15 protein-coding genes and 1 pseudogene are annotated in these 16,064 nt (G+C 64.8%); 13 read left to right on the top strand and 3 right to left on the bottom strand.

Annotated elements, in window-relative coordinates; translation table 11 throughout:
* Positions 1-21: 21 nt before the first annotated feature.
* The gene (locus tag A5906_RS26440) at positions 22-399 is read left to right on the top strand and encodes a VOC family protein (RefSeq protein ID WP_080138164.1); all 378 of its coding nucleotides are present in this window, start codon (positions 22-24) and stop codon (positions 397-399) included.
* Here A5906_RS26440 and A5906_RS26435 read toward each other — a convergent pair whose 3' ends face one another.
* Entirely contained in the window at positions 400-1,005 is a 606-nt protein-coding gene (locus A5906_RS26435) for an LOG family protein (protein ID WP_080138163.1), read from the bottom strand.
* Between the two features lie 204 nt (positions 1,006-1,209).
* Between A5906_RS26435 and A5906_RS45035 the strand changes: the two are divergent.
* From A5906_RS45035 to A5906_RS26415, 5 genes and pseudogenes are all read left to right on the top strand, one after another.
* Positions 1,210-1,875: pseudogene (locus A5906_RS45035) on the top strand (ABC transporter transmembrane domain-containing protein); the annotation flags it as partial.
* 1 nt (position 1,876) lies between these two features.
* Positions 1,877-3,163, top strand: a 1,287-nt coding sequence (locus A5906_RS26430) for an ABCB family ABC transporter ATP-binding protein/permease (protein ID WP_245326905.1), incomplete at its 5' end; no start/stop codon positions are given.
* 54 nt (positions 3,164-3,217) lie between these two features.
* The gene (locus A5906_RS26425) at positions 3,218-3,940 is read left to right on the top strand and encodes a phosphatidylserine decarboxylase (protein ID WP_283807733.1); all 723 of its coding nucleotides are present in this window, start codon (positions 3,218-3,220) and stop codon (positions 3,938-3,940) included.
* A gap of 87 nt (positions 3,941-4,027) precedes the next feature.
* On the top strand, positions 4,028-4,912 hold the full coding sequence (locus A5906_RS26420) for a CDP-alcohol phosphatidyltransferase family protein (RefSeq protein ID WP_080138161.1): 885 nt from the start codon (positions 4,028-4,030) through the stop codon (positions 4,910-4,912).
* 125 nt (positions 4,913-5,037) lie between these two features.
* Positions 5,038-5,757 (top strand): RraA family protein, encoded by a 720-nt coding sequence (locus tag A5906_RS26415; protein ID WP_080138283.1) that lies wholly within the window; start codon positions 5,038-5,040, stop codon positions 5,755-5,757.
* A 16-nt stretch (positions 5,758-5,773) separates the two neighbouring features.
* On the opposite strand, the gene A5906_RS26410 is transcribed toward A5906_RS26415, so the two are convergent.
* Positions 5,774-6,067, bottom strand: a complete 294-nt coding sequence (locus A5906_RS26410) for a hypothetical protein (RefSeq protein ID WP_080138160.1) — start codon at positions 6,065-6,067, stop codon at positions 5,774-5,776.
* Positions 6,068-6,377: 310 nt separating this feature from the next.
* Between A5906_RS26410 and A5906_RS26405 the strand changes: the two genes are divergently transcribed.
* The 7 genes from A5906_RS26405 to A5906_RS26375 all read left to right on the top strand — a co-directional run bounded on the left by A5906_RS26405 (position 6,378) and on the right by A5906_RS26375 (position 14,942).
* Positions 6,378-7,151 carry a motility protein A gene (locus A5906_RS26405; protein ID WP_080138159.1) on the top strand — a complete coding sequence of 258 codons (774 nt, stop codon included), beginning with the start codon at positions 6,378-6,380 and terminating at the stop codon, positions 7,149-7,151.
* Between the two features lie 24 nt (positions 7,152-7,175).
* The gene (locus A5906_RS26400) at positions 7,176-8,006 is read left to right on the top strand and encodes an OmpA/MotB family protein (RefSeq protein ID WP_080138158.1); all 831 of its coding nucleotides are present in this window, start codon (positions 7,176-7,178) and stop codon (positions 8,004-8,006) included.
* Positions 8,007-8,178: 172 nt separating this feature from the next.
* On the top strand, positions 8,179-10,077 hold the full coding sequence (locus A5906_RS26395) for a potassium transporter Kup (protein ID WP_080138157.1): 1,899 nt from the start codon (positions 8,179-8,181) through the stop codon (positions 10,075-10,077).
* A 142-nt stretch (positions 10,078-10,219) separates the two neighbouring features.
* Positions 10,220-12,148, top strand: a complete 1,929-nt coding sequence (locus tag A5906_RS26390) for a potassium transporter Kup (RefSeq protein WP_080138156.1) — start codon at positions 10,220-10,222, stop codon at positions 12,146-12,148.
* A gap of 159 nt (positions 12,149-12,307) precedes the next feature.
* Positions 12,308-12,634: a rhodanese-like domain-containing protein gene (locus tag A5906_RS26385; RefSeq protein ID WP_080138282.1), complete on the top strand. Its 327-nt coding sequence runs from the start codon at positions 12,308-12,310 to the stop codon at positions 12,632-12,634.
* Between the two features lie 7 nt (positions 12,635-12,641).
* Positions 12,642-13,823 carry an aminotransferase gene (locus A5906_RS26380; RefSeq protein ID WP_080138281.1) on the top strand — a complete coding sequence of 394 codons (1,182 nt, stop codon included), beginning with the start codon at positions 12,642-12,644 and terminating at the stop codon, positions 13,821-13,823.
* Positions 13,824-13,829: 6 nt separating this feature from the next.
* The gene (locus tag A5906_RS26375) at positions 13,830-14,942 is read left to right on the top strand and encodes a polyamine ABC transporter substrate-binding protein (RefSeq protein ID WP_080138155.1); all 1,113 of its coding nucleotides are present in this window, start codon (positions 13,830-13,832) and stop codon (positions 14,940-14,942) included.
* A gap of 308 nt (positions 14,943-15,250) precedes the next feature.
* Here the strand turns inward: A5906_RS26375 and A5906_RS26370 are convergent.
* Positions 15,251-16,064, bottom strand: an 814-nt coding sequence (locus A5906_RS26370; protein WP_161495434.1) for an autotransporter outer membrane beta-barrel domain-containing protein, incomplete at its 5' end; no start/stop codon positions are given.

Genomic DNA, 16,064 nt, shown 5'->3' with positions numbered 1-16,064 from the left:
CTGTGGGAGGGGAGTGCAGGCATGATCGACCACATCTCCGTCGGCGTCAGTGATCTCGATCGCGCCGCAAGATTCTACGAGGCAACGCTTGCTGCCCTCGGCCTCACGCGCCTCGTCACGCGGCCGCGGACGATTGGCTTCGGCAAGGCCTACCCGGAGTTCTGGATCAATTTGCGCGAGGGCATGCCGCGCGTCGAGCCTTCGAGCGGGGTGCACATCTGCCTGCGGGCGAAGACCACGGCCGAGATCGATGCCTTTCACGCCGCCGCGTTGTCCGCCGGCGGCGCATCCGACGGCGCGCCGGGCATTCGCCCGCACGATCGCGTGCGTTACTATGCGGCCTTCGTCTTCGATCCCGATGGTAACAGGATCGAGGCGGTGACGTTTCCGCAGGAGTGATCAGAGTTTGCGCGCGACTTCCGGGGCGAGCTCTTTTTCCGCCTCGGCGATCTGTGCCGCGGCTGCCTTCAGCTTCGGCAGGATCTCCTCGACGCGATCGGCCTTGATGATGTCGACCGAGAGGCCGGCGCGAATGAACTCGGTCTGGCGCATGTGCGACAGCAGCGAGAACAGCGGTTCCCAGAAATTGTCGATATTGGCGAGCAGCACCGGCTTGGCATGACGGCCGAGCTGTTTCCAGGTCAGCTGCTCCACCAGCTCCTCCAGCGTGCCAACGCCGCCCGGCAGGGCCACGAAGGCGTCGGAGCGCTCGAACATCAACCGCTTGCGCTCGTGCATGTCGGGGGTGACGATCATCTCCTGCACGCGCGTCAGCGCGTTCTCGCGCTTGCGCAAGAATTCGGGAATGATGCCGGTGACGGTGCCGCCGTGATCCAGCACGGAGGTCGCGACCGAGCCCATCAGGCCAAGCGAACCGCCACCATAGACCAGGCGGATGTTGTTCTCGGCGAGGGCTTTGCCGAACGCCTTGGCGCCTTCGGTGAAGCGGGGATTGGTTCCGGGGCCGGAGCCGCAATAGACACAGACAGTTTTGATCGTGCTCATTGGTGCCATGATGCATTGCAGCGAAGAGGCGTCAAGCCCATTCGGTGATTCGGGCTGTCCGGAAATCTACCGGTAAATGGCGAGAAACAATCGAAGATTCGCCACCTGGCGGGGTGCGCGGGCATCGGGAAGGCTCTATATGAAAGGCGAAAATCGTTAATCGCAGCGACGCCCGCACCCGGCGGGCCTTCAGGCTTCTTGTTGATGGACCAACCTCAATCGTTCGGCGGCGCCGACGTTCCTGATCCTGTCGGCGGGCCGCCGCGTGCCACGCTGATGGGCACGCTGGCGCATCTGTGGCCCTATATCTGGCCCGGCGACCGCTTCGATTTGAAGATGCGGGTGGTGTGGTCGCTGGTGCTGCTGCTCGCCGCCAAGCTGATCACGCTGGCGGTGCCGTTCAGCTTCAAATGGGCGACCGATGCGTTGACCGGCGAAAATACCGCGCCGGTCGCGGCCGACAATTGGCACCTCTGGGTGATCGCTTCGCCGCTGCTGCTGACCGCGAGCTACGGCATCATGCGCATCCTGATGGCGGTGCTGACGCAGTGGCGCGACGGCATCTTCGCCCGCGTCGCCATGCATGCGGTGCGCAAGCTCGCCACCATCACCTTCATCCACATGCACGAGTTGTCGCTGCGCTTTCACCTGGAGCGCAAGACCGGCGGGCTGACGCGCGTGCTGGAGCGCGGCCGCGAGGGTATCGAGGTCATCGTGCGCATGGTGATCCTGCAGCTGATTCCGACCATCGTCGAGGTCTCGCTGTTGATGGCGGTGCTGCTCTGGCAGTTCGACTGGCGCTACGTGGTCGCAACCCTGATCACGGTCGCGGTCTACATGTACTACACCTACATCGCGACCGAGTGGCGGNATCGGCATCCGCCGCAAGATGAACGATTCCGACACCGAGGCGAACACCAAGGCGATCGACTCGCTGCTCAACTACGAGACCGTGAAATATTTCGGTGCCGAGGCGCGCGAGGCGCAGCGCTATGACCGGTCGGTGGAGCGTTACGAGGATGCGAGCATTCGCACCTACACCTCGCTCGCGGTGCTCAATACCGGCCAGGCCGTGATCTTCACGCTGGGACTGACCGCGACCATGCTGATGTGCGCGATCGGCGTGCGCAACGGCACCAATACGGTCGGCGACTTCGTGCTGGTCAATGCCATGATGATCCAGCTCTATCAGCCGCTGAATTTCATGGGCATGGTCTATCGCGAGATCAAGCAGGCGATCATCGACATCGAGAAGATGTTCGGCGTGCTCCACCGCGAGGCCGAGATCAAGGACGCGCCGGACGCGAAGCCGCTGGTCGTCTCCGCCGGCACGGTGCGGTTCGATGACGTGCGCTTTGCCTATGAGCCGGCGCGGCCGATCCTGAAGGGCATCAGCTTCGAGGTGCCCGCCGGCAAGACGGTTGCGATCGTCGGTCCTTCAGGCGCCGGCAAGTCGACCATCTCGCGCCTGTTGTTCCGCCTCTACGACGTCTCCGGCGGAAGGATCCTGATCGATGGCCAGGATATCCGTGCGGTCACGCAGGATTCGCTGCGTGCGTCGATCGGCATGGTGCCGCAGGACACCGTGCTGTTCAACGACACCATCCGCTACAACATCCGCTATGGCCGGTGGGACGCTGGCGATGCCGAGGTCGAGGAGGCGGCGCGCCTCGCGCAGATCGATCATTTCATCCGCATGGCGCCGAAGGGCTACGACACCCAGGTCGGCGAGCGCGGCCTGAAACTGTCGGGCGGCGAGAAGCAGCGCGTCGCGATCGCGCGTACCGTGCTCAAGGCGCCGCCGATCCTGGTGCTGGACGAGGCGACCTCGGCGCTCGATACCCATACGGAGCACGAGATCCAGGGCGCGCTCGACCGCGTGGCCAAGAACCGCACCTCGCTGGTGATCGCGCATCGGCTCTCGACCATCGTCGGCGCCGACGAGATCATCGTGCTGGATCAGGGCCGTATTGCCGAGCGCGGCACCCACGCAAAGCTGCTCGCGCAGGGCGGTCTCTATGCCAGCATGTGGAACAGGCAGCGCGAGGCCGAGGCGGCGCGCGAGAAACTGGCCAAGATGGCCGACAGCAGCGAGGCGCCCAACCGGGAGCCGCCGTTGGTCGACGATCCCGTGACGACGCCGGCGGCTGCGGAGTGACCTTGTCTCCGGTCCCAACTCTGTCCTAAACAAGCCCGCGCGACGACCCGCGCCATCAACCCCAGGCGGCAGATAACGATGTCCATTCTCGATTCGATCCAGCGTCAGATCCCGCCGATCCACAAGGAGGGCTATCCCTTCATCGGCGGCTTTGCGCTGGCAAGCCTGATCCTGTTCTGGCTGTGGTCGCCTTTGGGATGGATCGGCACGATCCTGACCGTGTGGTGCGCGCTGTTCTTCCGCGACCCCGTCAGGGTGACGCCGGTGCGCGAGGGGCTCGTGGTATCGCCGGCTGACGGCCGCGTCTCGATGATCACGATGGCGCTGCCGCCAGCCGAGCTCGGGCTCGGCGACCGGCCGCTGCTGCGCGTCTCGGTGTTCATGAGCGTGTTCAACTGCCATGTGAACCGCGCGCCCGTAGCTGGCAGGGTTGACCGCGTCGCCTACCGGCCCGGCCTGTTCATCAATGCCGAGCTCGACAAGGCGAGCGAGGACAACGAGCGCAACTCGCTGGTGATCTCGACGCCGACGGCGCGGATCGGCGTGGTGCAGATCGCGGGCCTCGTCGCCAAGCGCATCGTCTGCTTCGTCAGGGAAGGCCAGGCGATCGGCGCCGGCGAGCGCTTCGGCCTGATCCGCTTCGGCTCGCGGCTCGACGTCTACCTGCCCGTCGGCACCAAGGCGCTGGTGTCGGAAGGCCAGACCGCCATCGCCGGCGAAACCATTTTGGCCGATCTTGCCGGCGACGACCCGAGCCGAGCCTTCCGCGCCAATTAACCAAAGGTCGGTCCTTGGGGGGCCTTCCGCCGCAATGGCGGAGGGGGACGGGGCTTGCTATATCTCGCTTTGAGGTGAGGACCAGCAATGACGCCCTATGACTTCAAGAATCCTGACGTGCGCCGCCGGCGGTTCCGCCCGATTCCGGTGCGGATGCTGGTGCCCAACGTCATCACGCTGCTGGCGATCTGCGCCGGGCTGACGGCGATCCGGCTGTCGATCGAGGGGCGGATGACGCTCGCCGTCTACGCCATCGTGTTCGCGGCAGCGCTCGACGGCATCGACGGTCGCATCGCGCGCATGATCAAGGGCCAGTCCAAGTTCGGTGCCGAGCTCGACAGCCTCGCCGACTTCGTCAATTTCGGCGTCGCGCCCGGCTTAATGTTGTATTTCTGGCAGTTGCATGAACTCGGAAATGCCGGCTGGATCGCGGCCATGGTGTTTGCGATCTCTATGTGCCTGCGGCTCGCGCGCTTCAACGCCACGCTTGACGATCCGAACAAGCCGGCCTTTGCCGCCAATTTCTTCACCGGCGTGCCGGCGCCGGCCGGCGCTATCACCGTTATGTTGCCGATCTATGTGGCGTTCCTCGATCTGGGACGGTGGCCCGCAGCCCTGACGGCCGGCTACACGCTGCTGATTGCCTTCCTGATGGTGTCGCGCCTGCCAGTGTTCTCCGGCAAGAGCATGCGCATGCGGGTGCCGCCCGAACTGGTGCTGCCGGCGTTCGTTGCGGTGATCTTCTTCATCGCGCTTCTGATCAGCTATCCCTGGTACGTGCTCTCGATCGGCACGGTCCTGTATCTTCTCGCGTTGCCGCTCGGCTACAAATCCTATCGCGACCAGGCACGCGCGATGGAGGCCGCCGCGCCTGCGGGAGGAGAGATCTCGTCGCCGCCATCGGCGCCGACGCTGGCGAATTTGTCGGAGCCGCCGCACGACGACGACGACCGGCCGGGACGGCTGCACTGAGCGGCCGTCCTGCGCGGATATCTGCCATGAGGCCCCCTGAGTTGGGTTGAGGCCTGATCTCGGCTATATCGCCCTTTGCCGGCGGCATCGCGCCAACAGCGACCGCCAATTTGGGAGAGAACGCCGTGACTGATAAAGCGACCGGGCCGCTGCCCGCTTCCGTCCTCGAAGCTCTGGGCCGCTACGACACCCCGACGATCTGCAACGCCATGGAGATCGTGGCGCCGGAGCGCCGGCTGATCGGTTACACCACCAAGCAACTGGTCTGCCCATTTCCCGATTTGCCGCCGATCGTCGGCTATGCCCGCACGGTCGCGATCCGCTCGGTGCTGAAATCCTCGCTTGCACCTGAAGAGCAGTCGAAGCGCCGCATCGAATATTACGAGTACGTCGGAACGGGTCACGGCCCGCGCATCTCGGTGATCCAGGACATCGACGGTCCCGATGTCGGCTATGGCGCGTTCTGGGGCGAGGTGCAGAGCAACGTGCATAAGGCGCTTGGCTGCCTCGGCGTCATCACCGACGGCTCGATCCGCGACATCCCGCAATGGGCTTCCGGCTTCCAGGCGCTCGCCGGCTCGATCGGCCCGTCGCATGCCTGGGTGCATGCGGAAAGCTTTGGTGGCGAAGTCCGCGTCGCTGGCATGACCGTGAAGTCTGACGACCTCATCCACGCCGACCAGCACGGCGCCATCGTGATCCCGCTCGATGTCGCGGCGAAGCTGCCGGAAGCCGCCGAGCTCTGCGGCCGCCGCGAGACGCCGATCCTGGAGATCGCTCGCAGCCCCGACTTCTCACTGGAGAAGCTGAAGGCCGCGCTAAAGCGCTCGGCGGAGATCCACTGACGGGAGATTGGGCGATCTACGGCCGCGACGCCGGCCGTAGATCGCCTTGTTCGGTCAGAAGCAGTGCGGCCTGATCCGGCTCGCCGAGCACAGCGGCGGCGCATCCGATCAGTGTGAAGCCGCCGGCAAGATCCCACAGGGTGATGTCGTCTGCGCTGTCGGGGCCGTGAAGCAACCGCGCAGCGACCACGGCGAAGGCAGCCTCGACAAAGAGCAGGACGCTGAACGCGGGCAGCACGATCTCCGGCTCGAGCAGATGAAGCGCCAGCACCGCCGGCAATGCGGTGAGAAGACTGAACAGCGTCAACATCGCGATGGCTCCCGCGATCGAGCATGTCGGATGATCAGAAGATACCAAATGGCCGATGGCCTCGATGTGACGCAGGGCCGCAGCCGGAGCGCTGTTCCGCGCGCCTGCTTATGGTTAGCGAAGTGTTGAGATTCCCGTCGCTGGCCGGCAAAGCGGCATCCTCCGGGCGCTCTGGTCGCCACCGGCGCGCCGGCTCAACTTAACCTTTACGCGGCTTTAAGGGCGGCGCTCTAGGGTTTCCGACGCGGTTCGGGGTTGGGCCGCGCCAGCGGCCAGGACGGCCGTTGTTGCGTACGCGTTGGAGTCTCCCATGGATATCATGACGGGCGTTGGGCTCACGGCCGGCATCATCGTCATCACGGCGATGATCCTCATGGGCGGCGACCTGCACATGTTCATCTCCGAACATGCGATGATCATCATCTTCGGCGGCTCGATCTCCGCGACCATGATCCGCTTTCCGCTCTCGGCGCTGCTGCATGGCCTGCCACTCGGCGCCAAGTTCGCCTTCACCATGAGCCGCCTGTCGGCCCACGACCTCGTCGACGAGCTCGCCCGCATCGCCGAGATCGCCCGCAAGCAGGGCCCGGTGGGCCTCGAAAAGGTCGAGACCGACGAGCCCTTCCTCGCCAAGGGCATCCGCTACGTCGCCGACGGCTACGACCTCGACTTCATCCGCGACAATCTCGAGCGCGACCGCGACAACTTCCTGATGCACCTCGACGAGGGCAGCAAGATCTACCGCGCCATCGGCGACTGCGCCCCGGCCTTCGGGATGATCGGCACCCTGATCGGCATGGTGCAGATGTTCGCCAACATGACCGACCCTTCCAAGCTCGGCCCGTTCATGGCGACCGCGCTGCTCGCCACGCTCTACGGCGCGCTGGTCGCGAACCTGTTCTGTCTGCCGATCGCCGACAAGCTGCACGGCAAGCTGCTCGACGAAGAGACCAACCGCACCCTCATTATCGACGGCATCCTGATGATCCGCGACTCCAAGAGCCCGACCCTGGTGCGCGAAATGCTGCTGGCCTATCTGCCGGAGAAGCATCGCCACGCCGAGGGCGAGCCGGTGCCGGCGTAACGCCGCTCCCCGGGATCAACAGCGATGGCCAAGAAGAAGCGCGGCGATGCTCACGGCGGCGGTCACGGCTGGTTCGTGACCTTCGCCGATCTGATGGGCCTGATGATGAGCTTCTTCGTGATGCTCGTCGCGTTCTCGACCCAGGACGCCAACAAGCTGAAGATCGTCGCCGGCTCGATGCGCGACGCCTTCGGCGTGCAGAGCGAGGCGCGCTATGCCGGCATCGTCGAATCCGACGGCCTGCCGACACGCCCGCGGCTGAAGAACGTCGATCACATCCAACCCGAGGATGCCTCCAACACGCCGACGCCGGACCAGGAGGATCGCGACCGCACCTCGGGCGCCAAAATGAAGATCGACCGCAATTTCGCGCTCGCCGCGGCTTCGCTGCGGCAGGCTCTGCAGGACATGCCGGAACTGACCGAGATGTCCAAGCACATCATGTTCGAGGAGACCAAGCAGGGTCTCAATCTGGAGATCGTCGACCAGGACGGACGCTCGATGTTCGCCGACGGCTCCAAGGTGCCCTATGACCGCACGCGCCGGCTGGTCGAGAAGCTCGCCATCCCGCTCAAGGCGACGCCGCTTCGCGTCTCCATCGCCGGTCACACCGCGGCCGGATTCGTCCCGACCCGCAGCGATTACGGCGCCTTCGATCTGTCGGCCGACCGCGCCAATGCCGTGCGCCAGATCCTCGAGCGCGAGGGCCTGCCAGCCTCCCACATCTTCGCGGTCTCCGGCAAGGCGGACACACAGCCGCTGTTTCCGGACGATCCCTCGCTCGCCGCCAACCGGCGCGTGACCATCACGCTGATGCGCGAAGATCCGCCGCTGCCGCCGAATTTGAAGCCCTAATCCCCTTGCGCTACCATCTTACCTGAGGCATCTCGTCGCGCTGGCGGGATGCCTGGCCACGCCGTCGCGGCAACCGGCTCCCCAACCTGCTATGCTGTCCCGATTGACAGACGCGCAGGAAGCGTCAAAAGGCGCCGGATCAAATTCAGGGACGAAGCGTTTTTCCACCCTCATGGCGGCGAGCATCACACAGACCGAGACCCAGGAAGGGCCGGTCACCTCAGGTTTTTGGGCCCTTACGCTCGGGAGCATCGGCGTTGTCTTCGGCGACATCGGTACCTCGCCGCTCTACGCATTCCACGAGGCTGTCAGGGGCGCCGCCGGCGGTGAGCCGGTCTCGCGGGTGATCGTGCTCGGCGTGCTCTCGCTGATCCTGTGGGCGCTCCTGATCGTCGTCACCGCCAAATACGTCCTGCTGCTCTTACGCGCCGACAATAATGGGGAGGGCGGTACGCTCTCGCTGATGGCGCTCGGCCAGCGCGCGTTGGGACGGCGGAGCTGGTTCCTGCTCGCCCTCGGCGTCGTCGGCGCTTCCATGTTCATCGGCGATTCCATGATCACGCCGGCGATCTCGGTGCTGTCGGCGGTCGATGGACTGAAGCTCGCGACGCCTGCATTCGAGCACTATGTCGTGCCGCTCACGGTCCTGATCCTGGCGCTGCTGTTCGCGGTGCAGAGCAAGGGTACGGCGCTGGTGGCGTCCGCCTTCGGGCCGGTGATGGTGGTGTGGTTCACGGTCCTGGCGGTGATGGGCGCGGTCCACATCGCCGACGATCCGTCGGTGCTGGCGGCGATCAATCCCTATTACGCGCTGCAATTCCTGCTGACGCACGGCACGATCGGCCTCGTGACATTGGGAGCCGTGTTCCTCGCGGTGACCGGCGGCGAGGCGCTTTACGCCGATCTCGGCCATTTCGGCCGCAAGCCGATCCAGTCGGCGTGGATGTTCTTCGTGCTGCCCGCGCTGCTGATCAACTATTTCGGGCAAGGCGCCCTGGTGCTGTCCGATCCTAGCGCGATCGAGCACTCGTTCTACCGCATGGTGCCCGAGAAGCTCGTGCTGCCGCTGGTGGGGCTTGCGACCGCCGCGACCGTGATCGCGAGCCAGGCGGTGATCACCGGTGCCTATTCGCTGGTCTATCAGGCGGTGCAACTCGGCCTCCTGCCGCGCTTCGAGGTGCGCTACACCTCGGAGACCCATGCCGGCCAGATCTATCTGCCGCGCGTGAACCGGCTGCTGCTGATCGGCGTGATGCTGCTGGTGCTTCTGTTCCGCACGCCCAGCGGCCTCGCCTCGGCCTATGGCATTGCGGTCTCCACCACGATGGTTGCCGACGGCATCATGGGCTTCATCGTGATCTGGAAGTTGTGGAACTGGCGCGCTGCGACCGCTTCGGTCGTGATCCTGCCCTTCGTCATGGTCGACATGACCTTCTTCAGCGCCAATCTGCTCAAGCTGCTCGAGGGCGCCTGGGTGCCGCTGCTGTTCGGCGCTGCAATGGCGGGGACGATCTGGACCTGGCGGAAGGGCACCGGAATCCTGATCCAGAAGACGCGCCGGATCGAGGTGCCGCTGGATGACCTGATCCGCAGCCTGGAGAAGCGACCGCCGCACATCGTCAAGGGCACGGCGGTATTCCTGACCAGCGATCCTTCTTTCGTGCCGACCGCGCTGTTGCACAATCTCAAGCACAACAAGGTCCTGCACGAGCACAACGTGATCCTGACCATCGAGACCGCGCAGACGCCGCGGGTCGATCTGTCCGAGCGCTTCCGCATGGAGAAGGTCAGCGACAAGTTCTCCAAGGTCCGGTTGCGCTTCGGCTTCATGGAGCAGCCGAACGTGCCCAAGGCGCTGGCGATCGCGCGCAAGCAGGGTTGGCAATTCGACATCATGTCGACATCGTTCTTCGTGTCGCGAAGGTCGCTGAAGGCTTCGGCGCAGTCGGGCATGCCGCTGTGGCAGGATCATCTGTTCATCGCGCTGAGCCGGTCCGCCAACGACGCCACGGACTACTTCCAGATTCCCACCGGCCGGGTGGTTGAAGTCGGGACCCAGGTGACTATTTGAGAAGGCAACTGCCGGATCTATGCGAATTTCGCATGGCTAGGGCCCAGATTAGGGCTAGGCTATGCCGTTAGCGCAGGACTATAAGCCCGCGCTCTTCCGCCGTTGTGCAGTGAAGCATTTTTAGAGGCCATCGGGCTCTCCCATGACAAGCGACGTAGCAGTTCCCGCCCCGGAAACGGCGGCGGCCAATGGGCATGGCGAGGCCCACACCACCGCCCGTTTCGGCGCGCTGACGCTCGGCAGCATCGGTGTCGTCTACGGCGATATCGGCACCAGCCCTCTCTACGCGTTCCGCGAGGCGGTGATGGCAGCCTCGGGAGCCGAAGGCGCGCCCACATCAGCAGCCGTTCTTGGCGTGGTCTCCCTGATCCTGTGGGCGCTCATCGTGGTGGTGACGCTCAAATACGTCGTGATCCTGCTCCGCGCCGACAACAATGGCGAGGGCGGCACGCTGGCGCTGATGGCGCTGGCCCAGCGCGCGGTCGGCACCGGCGGCGCGACCATCGTCTTGCTCGGCATCATCTCCGGCGCGCTGTTCTACGGCGATGCCGTGATCACGCCGGCGCTCTCGGTGCTGTCGGCGATCGAAGGCATGAAGGACGTCACCCTGACGTTCGAGCCATACATCGTCCCGCTGACCGTGGTGATCCTGGTCTGCCTGTTCGCGGTGCAGTCACGCGGCACGGCGCGCGTTGCCGCCTTCTTCGGCCCGATCATGTGCGTCTGGTTCGCGGTGCTCGCAGTGGCGGCGATCCGCCCCATCCTCGAGCAGCCGCAGATCCTGTTCGCGCTGAACCCGCTTTACGCGGTGTCCTTCATGCTCCACCACGGCATCATCGGCTTCGTGACGCTGGGCGCTGTGTTCCTGGCCGTGACCGGCGCCGAGGCGCTCTATGCGGACCTTGGCCATTTCGGCAAGCGGCCGATCCAGACTGCCTGGCTGTTCATCGTGCTGCCGTCGCTGGCGTTGAACTATCTGGGGCAGGGGGCGCTGGTGCTCGGCGATCCCGGCGCGATCGTCAGCCCGTTCTTCCAGCTCTTTCCGCAAGGCTTGTTCCGCGGCACCATGGTCGTGCTGGCCACCGCCGCGACCGTCATCGCGAGCCAGGCCGTGATCACGGGTGCCTATTCGCTGACGCGCCAGGCGATCCAGCTCGGTCTGCTGCCGCGCTTTGAAATTCGCCATACGTCTGAAGCCCATTCCGGCCAGATCTTCATCCCGCGCATCAACCAGCTGCTGCTGGTCGCGGTGGTGCTGCTGGTGCTGCTGTTCCGCTCCTCCAGTGCGCTGGCCTCGGCCTATGGCATCTCGGTCACCGGCACCATGGTGGTCACGGCGATGATGGGCTTTGTCGTGGTCTGGAAGGTCTGGCGCTGGTCGCCGTTCGCGGCTGCTGCCCTGATCGCCCCGTTCCTGTTCCTCGACCTGACCTTCCTCGCCGCCAACCTCTTGAAGGTGTTCGAGGGCGGCTGGGTGCCGCTGGCGCTCGGCGCGGTCATGATCATCCTGATGTACACGTGGCGGCGCGGCAGCCGGCTCCTGTTCGAGAAGTCCCGCAAGCTCGAGTTCCCGCTCGCCGATCTCGTGGCAATGCTGGAGAAGCGGCCGCCGCAGCGGGTGCCCGGCACCGCCGTGTTCCTGACCTCGGATCCGCTCAGCGCGCCGACGGCGCTGATGCATAGTCTGAAACACTACAAGGTGCTGCACGAGAAGAACGTTATTCTCACCATCGAGACGGCGCAAACCCCCCGGATCGATCCGGCCGAGCGCGTCCGGCTGGAGCAGATCTCACCGACCTTCTCCAAGGTGACGCTGAAATTCGGCTTCATGGAATCGCCCAACGTGCCGAAGGCGCTGGCGATCGCCCGCAAGCTCGGCTGGCAGTTCGACATCATGTCGACCTCGTTCTTCCTGTCGCGCCGGGCACTGAAGCCTGCCGCCCATTCCGGCATGCCGCGCTGGCAGGACCGGCTGTTCATCTCGCTGAGCCGCTCCGCCAACGACGCCACCGACTATTTCCAGATCCCCTCTGGCCGCGTCGTCGAGGTCGGCACCCAGGTGACGATCTAAGGCGGAAAACCAACGCCGGACTTCAAGTCGCTGCGATTTAGCTTTAACTTGCGCCGCGCGGCTCAAGCCATTGTGGCGCTTGATTTTCGCTTCCCGAGAGGCGAGGTTGCCGCGCGCCGGGATCGCCCCGGCTTGCAGCCCGCGACGTTGGAGGATGAAGTGGCAAACCAGGTACAGGATCTGACCCCGGACGAGGTCTCCAAGGGTGTCGCGGAAGGGCGCTATCTGCTCGTCGACGTCCGAGAGCCGAACGAGGTGGAGGCCGAAGCCTACCCTTACGGCGTCGTGGTTCCGCTCTCGACCTTCGACCCCAAGGCGATCCCCGATCCGCAAGGCAAGCAGGTTGTGTTCGCCTGCCGCTCGGGCAAGCGCTCGGTGACGGCTTCGCTGGCGGCGCAGGCGGCGGGCCTGCCTTACGACAAGCATCTGGCCGGCGGCATGCTCGGCTGGAAGGCGGCGGGTCTTCCCAGCAAGGTCGGTGGCTGACCTCGCGATGACGACCAAGAGCGCTTCGCTGAACAAGGTCTTCGCCGACCTTCCCGTCACCATATTCGAGGCGATGTCGCAGGCCGCGCGCGACAACAACGCCATCAATCTCGGCCAGGGCTTCCCTGACGATCCCGGGCCTGAGGACATCCGCCGCGCCGCGGCCGAGGCCTCGCTGAACGGCTACAACCAGTACCCCTCGATGATGGGCCTGCCGGAGCTGCGCCAGGCGATTGCGACCCATTACGGCCACTGGCACGGCCTCAAGCTCGATCCGATGAGCGAGGTGATGGTGACCTCCGGCGGCACCGAAGCACTGACCTCGGCGATCCTTGCGGTGGTCCAGCCCGGCGACGAGGTGGTCTGCTTCCAGCCGGTCTATGATTCTTACTTGCCGATCATCCGCCAGGCCGGCGGCATTCCGCGCCTCGTTCGCCTCGAGCCGCCGCACTGGCGGCTGAACCAGGACATGCTGAAAAGCGTGTTCAATTCAAAGACCAAGGCGGTGCTGTTCAACAATCCCTTGAATCCGTCTGCGGTGGTCTATCCGCGCGAGGACCTCGAGCTGCTCGCGCGATACTGCCAGGAGTTCGACGTCATCGCGATCTGCGACGAGGTCTGGGAGCACGTCACCTTCGACGAGCACAAGCACATCCCGCTGATCACCATCCCCGGCATGCGCGAGCGCACCATCAAGGTCGGCTCGGCCGGCAAGATTTTTTCGCTGACGGGGTGGAAGATCGGCTTCGTTTGCGCGGCACCGCCGCTCTTGCGGGTGGCGGCCAAGGTGCACCAGTTCCTGACCTTCACCACCGCGCCGAACCTGCAGGCCGCTGTCGCCTACGGCCTCGGCAAGTCCGACGACTACTTCCTGTCGATGCGCAAGGATTTGACGCGGAGCAGGGACCGCCTGACCAAGGGACTGGAGAGCCTCGGCTTCCCCGTGCTGAAGTCGCAGGGCACCTACTTCCTCACCGTCGACCTGTCGCCGCTCGGGCTGAACGAGAGCGACACCGAGTTCTGCTGGCGCATCGTGAAGGACTACAAGGTCGCCGCGATCCCGGTCTCGGCTTTCTACGAGCAGGACCCGGTGACCTCGGTGGTGCGCTTCTGCTTTGCCAAGAAGGACCAGACGCTCGACACAGCGCTGGAGCGGCTGTCGGACGCGGTGCGTGGACGCAAGAGGTAGACAGAGATGACGAACGTCAGGCGCTCGGCTTTTGGCCTCGGTTTCGCAATCGCCGCCGCGCTGACGTTGTTCTCCGCCTCCGCAGGGGCCGAGGAGCGGGTCGTCAACTTCTACAACTGGTCCAACTACATGGCGCCGGATGTCTTGGAGGCCTTCACCAAGGAGACCGGCATCAAGGTGGTCTACGACACCTTCGACGCCAACGAGACGCTGGAGACGCGCCTGATGGCCGGCAAGTCCGGCTATGACGTCGTGGTGCCCACCGCCTATTTCCTGCAGCGCCAGATCAAGGCCAACATCTTCCAGGAGCTCGACAAGTCGAAGCTGCCGAACCTCGCCAATGCGTGGCCGGTGGTCACGCAGCGCCTTGCCACCTACGACCCCGGCAATGTCTACGCCGCCAACTACATGTGGGGCACGACGGGCATCGGCTACAACGTCGCCAAGGTGAAGCAGATCCTCGGGCCCGACGCCAAGATCGACAGCTGGGACATCGTCTTCAAGCCGGAGAACCTGGCAAAATTCAAAGACTGCGGCGTGCACATGCTCGACTCCGCCGACGACATCTTTCCGGCGGCGCTGAGCTATATCGGGCTCGATCCGAACTCGACCAAGCAGGCGGACCTCGAGAAGGCCGCCGATGCCGTTGCAAAAATCCGCCCGTCCGTGCGCAAGTTTCACTCGTCCGAATATCTGAGCGCGCTCGCGACCGGCGAGATCTGCTTCGTGGTCGGCTGGTCCGGCGACATCATGCAGGCGCGCGCCCGCGCGGCGGAGGCCAAGAGCGGCGTCGAGATCGGCTACACCATTCCGAAGGAGGGCGCGCAGATGTTCTTCGACAATCTCGCGATCCCTGCGGATGCCAAGAACGTCGCGGAAGCCTACGAGCTGATCAACTATCTCTACCGCCCGGACGTCGCTGCCAAGAACTCGGACTTCCTATCCTACGCCAACGGCAATCTCGCCAGCCAGAAGCTGGTCGATCCGAAGATTCTGAACGACAAGAACATCTATCCGGACGAGGCGACGCTTTCAAAGCTGTTCGTCATCACGGCGCGCGAGCCGGCGACCCAGCGCATCATCAACCGGCTCTGGACCAAGGTGAAGACGGGGCGGTAGGCCTTCCCGCGGCCAGCCTCGAATCCAAAACCTGAAAACAACCCCATGCACAGTAGAGCCGGGACCGAAATCATTGGGCTTTTTTTATTTCTGGAAATACGAAGTATTCGGTTGCGGCGTCGGGCAAAACAGCGGCAGAATGGCATGATGCGGTTGGCCTGTGCTGTGGCCCTAAATTCCTCCGTCATGCCCCGCGAAGGCGGGGCATCCAGTACGCCGCGGCCTCTCGGTTCAACGACAACTGTCACGGAGTACTGGATCGCCCGGTCGAGCCGGGCGATGACAGCTAACTGTGACGAGGGCGCCGCTCACCACTCATATCGCACCGTGCCCTTGCCCGTGTACGTCTGCGTGCTCTGCGAGAACTCGCCCTCGACTGTTCCAGCGAGCGAGAAGCCATTCCGCCATTTCATTTCCGCGCGGCCGCCGACCAGTGCGGAGTCGGCCGCCGGTTGCGCGCCGTTGACGGTGAAGGCCGCGCCCGGCAGCGTCTGGAAGGCGGCGCTGACGAGGCGGTTGGTGTTGGTGTCGTGCGCCCAGGCGAGCCGGCCGCGCAAGGTGAGCACGCCGTCGCTGACGAGGAAGCGCTGGTCGGTGCGGGCGCCGAGTTCGGTGCGGACATTCGTCGTGTCCTGCGCGCTGTAGGATAGCCCGAACTGGTTGCTGCCGACGATCGCGGTCTCGCCGTAGCCGGGGAGGTGGAAGGTCGTGACTTGTGCGGCCGCGTAGGGCGTGACGCCGAAGCTGGAGGCGGGGATGGGTGCGAAGCGCCAGCCGGCCTCAAAGCGGCCCGAGAAGGTGCTGGCCTTGAAATTGGCGGTGAGCTTGTCGGTGCCTGACACCGTCACGGTGCGATCTGTCGTGATCTCCTGCCAGCCATAGGCGAGGGCGGCGGAGAGATAGGCCGGTCCGAAATTGTGACGGCCATAGAAGCCGGCCTGGAACAGATCGGCGCGGCCGCTCCCGAGGCTGTCGGACAGCGAGAAATTATAGCCGGCGCCGCCGAGCGCGAAGCCGAGCAGGGTGTTCGGCGAGACGCGGTAGTCGGCGCCGACCACGGTGCCGTAGATGTGGCTGGTGGTGGTGCTCGAACCTGATGCGGCGTTGCCGTTCAACGTGCTG

Source organism: Bradyrhizobium sacchari (genome assembly GCF_002068095.1).
Lineage (GTDB): Bacteria > Pseudomonadota > Alphaproteobacteria > Rhizobiales > Xanthobacteraceae > Bradyrhizobium > Bradyrhizobium sacchari.
This window is presented reverse-complemented; position numbering and strand designations above follow the sequence as displayed.